Origin of the sequence: Streptomyces griseorubiginosus (assembly GCF_017614965.1) — a bacterium.
GTDB lineage: Bacteria > Actinomycetota > Actinomycetes > Streptomycetales > Streptomycetaceae > Streptomyces > Streptomyces griseorubiginosus_B.
Genome location: NZ_WVUG01000533.1, coordinates 1 through 2,992 on the forward strand (window position 1 = coordinate 1; position 2,992 = coordinate 2,992).

The 2,992-nt window shown below is 71.2% G+C and carries 2 protein-coding genes; one reads left to right on the forward strand and one right to left on the reverse strand.

Annotated elements, in window-relative coordinates; all coding sequences use genetic code 11:
* Positions 1-1,184, forward strand: a 1,184-nt coding sequence (locus GRC12_RS43195; RefSeq protein ID WP_208785908.1) for a PP2C family protein-serine/threonine phosphatase, incomplete at its 5' end; no start/stop codon positions are given.
* 46 nt (positions 1,185-1,230) lie between these two features.
* Here GRC12_RS43195 and GRC12_RS43200 read toward each other — a convergent pair.
* A complete protein-coding gene (locus tag GRC12_RS43200) occupies positions 1,231-2,721 on the reverse strand; it encodes a DNA-binding protein NsdB (RefSeq protein ID WP_208785909.1) in 1,491 nt (496 codons plus the stop codon).
* Positions 2,722-2,992: the final 271 nt, after the last annotated feature.

Here is a 2,992-nt window from a genome sequence, read left to right on the forward strand (position 1 = left end):
CCGTCCAGGAGACGGCCTCCCCCGCCGCTGCCGTGCCGCCCGCTCCCCGGCGCGGCTCGCTGCTCAGCAGGGTCGGCAGCGCCGAATGGAATCTGCTCACCGACGAGGCCAGTTGGTCCGGCGAGCTGTACCAGATCCTGGGCCGCGACCCCGCCGCTCCTCCGCTCACCCTCGACGAACTGCCGTCCCTGGTGCTGGACGAGGACCGCGCGAAGCTGACGGCGATGGTCACCGACTGTCTCGTGGACGCCAAGCCCATCGACGGGGAGTTCCGCGTCGTACGCCCGGACGGCGAGGCGCGGACCGTGCACATGATGGGCGAGCCCGTGCTCGACGCCGACGGCAGCACCGCCTCCATGTGGGCCGTGCTGCGGGACGTCAGCGAACTGCGCCGCAGCCAGCGGGCGGTGAGCGAGACCCGTGACTCGCTCCACCGCCACCAGCAGCGCGCGCAGACCGAGCACCGGCTCGCGGTGGAGCTGCAGGAAGCCGTGCTGCCGCCATGGCGTGGCTCCCTGCGGCTCCCGCACCAGGGCCCCGAGACCCTGGACCTCGCGGCCCACTATCTGCCGGCGTCCCGCACCGCGCTCATCGGCGGCGACTGGTACGACGCCCTCGAACTGCCCGACGGCCAGACCCTGTTGAGCGTCGGCGACCTCACCGGGCACGGCGTCACCGTCACCTCCGGCATGGCGATGCTGCTCGGCGCCCTGCGGGGCATGGCGATGGCCGGCACCGATCCGGGCCACCTGCTGTCCCTGCTCAACCAGTTACTCGACGCCACCGTGCAACCCGCCCTCGGCAGTGCCGTCTGCTGCCGCTACCGGCCCGAGACCCGCACCCTGACCTGGGCGCAGGCCGGACACCCCGCCCCGCTGCTGTTCCGCGACGGGACGGGGCGCAGGCTGCGGGCACCGGACGGTGTCCTGCTCGGCGCGACCGCCGGTGCCTCCTACGAGCAGACCGAACAGACCCTCGAACCAGGCGACCTGTTACTGCTGCACACCGACGGGCTGGTACCCGCAGGCAGCCGTGACGAGGCCGTGGACCGCCTCCTCGACCTGGCCCCGCGCTTCGGCGAGGCGCGCACCGCACAGGACTGCGTGCGGACGGTCGTGGAGGAGTTCGGTGGTGAGACCGAGCGCGAGGACGACGCGTGCGTGCTCGTCGCCCGGGTGATCTAGTTTGATCCAGTACGAAGCTTTGATCTAGTACGAAGCGATCGTCCCGCTACACCCGTGCGCTGCCGTCGCCCTTCGCCGGCTTGGGCAGGGCCAGTTTGATCTCCTCACGCAGCTCGTGGATCTTCGGGTAGCTGGAGTACTCGGCGGTCAGCCGGTACATCTGGCGCAGCCGGTCCCAGGTGCGATGGGAGGAGTTGGAACCCATCGACATCAGGGCCAGCCGTGCGTAGCGGTCGGCCTGCTCGGGGTCGTCGGCGATGAAGCAGGCCGACGCCATGGACAGGAAGTCGAAGATCTTCGACCGCTGACGTCCGTCGACCCTGAGCGCCAGGGCCTTCTCCGCATAGTGCTGGGCGTGCACGGCCGCGCCCGGCTCGTGCTCGGCCAGCGTGCGGTAGGCCAGGGCCTGCATGCCGTAGAGGTCCTCCTCGCGGAACATCTGCATCCAGCTCGGCGGCGGCACGTCCCCCTTGTCGGAGACGAAGAGGTCCTCCGCCTGGCCGAGGGTGCGGCGCATCGCCTGGCCCTTGCCCATCGAGGCCTGCGCCCAGGCCTCGATGGTGTAGAGCATGGCCCGGGTGCGCGGCAGCACCTCCTCGCCGGACCCGGACCGGGCGAGCTTCATCAGGTCGAGCGCGTCGTCGGGCCGGCCCAGGTGCACCATCTGGCGCGCCGCCCGGGAGAGCGCCTCCCCCGCGCGGGGCCGGTCGCCGCCTTCCCTGGCCGCGTGGGCGGCGATGACGAAGTACTTCTGGGCCGTGGGCTCCAGGCCGACGTCGTGCGACATCCAGCCCGCGAGGACGGCGAGGTTGGCGGCGACGCCCCACAGGCGCCGCTGCAGATGGTCGGGGTGACGGTAGGCGAGCATGCCGCCCACCTCGTTGAGCTGGCCCACGACTGCCTTGCGCTGCAGCCCGCCGCCGCGGGCGGCGTCCCAGGCCCGGAACACCTCGACCGAGCGCTCCAGTTCCTCGATCTCCTGCGACCCGATGGGGGCGGCCTCGTAGCGGTCGAACCCAGCGGGGTCGGCGTGCAGGGGGTCGTCGAACTGGGGGGCGTCGGCCTTGAGGGCCGGGTCGGTGTGCAGCCAGTCGTGCATGGCGCTGCTGAGTGCGGATCCCGCGGTGAGCGCGACACCCGCACCCACCAAGCCGCGTCGGTTGAGCATGAGGTCCATTCCCGTGAATTCGGTGAGGACCGCCGCTGTCCGCTCGGGCGCCCACGGCACACCGTCGGGATGCTCCACACTCCCGCCGTCCTGCCGTTTCCCCGTACGCCCGTGCCGGACCAGACCGAGGTCCTCGATGGTCACGACACGGCCGAGACGCTCGGTGAACAGAGCCGCCAGCACCCGCGGCACCGGATCGCGGGGGATCTCCCCCATGTCGATCCAACGCCGCACCCGGGAGGTGTCGGTCGACAGCTGGGGGTGGCCCATGGCCGCCGCCTGCCGGTTGACCATCCTCGCGAGTTCACCCTTGGACCAGCCGGCCAGGCCGAACAGGTCCGCAAGGCGGGTGTTGGGTTGTCCGCTCACGTCAAGCCCCCAGGTTCTCGGCTGAGTTGACAGTAGCCCGGGGGAGAGTTGCCGGGCGACTATTCGCCAGGGTTCGCCAGGGTGCGCCAGATGGTGTGCCACTGGGCGACGGGTGTCAGGTAGGAACGCGCCACCCCGACCCGGTCGCCCTTTCGCAAGAACGGCCGCATTCCCCAGGATGCGTCCGAGCGGCCGGGCCGGGCGGCGCACTTGAGCAGACAGGCACCTGTCTCCTATACAAATCTCCGAGCCCACGAGACTGCAGCTAACC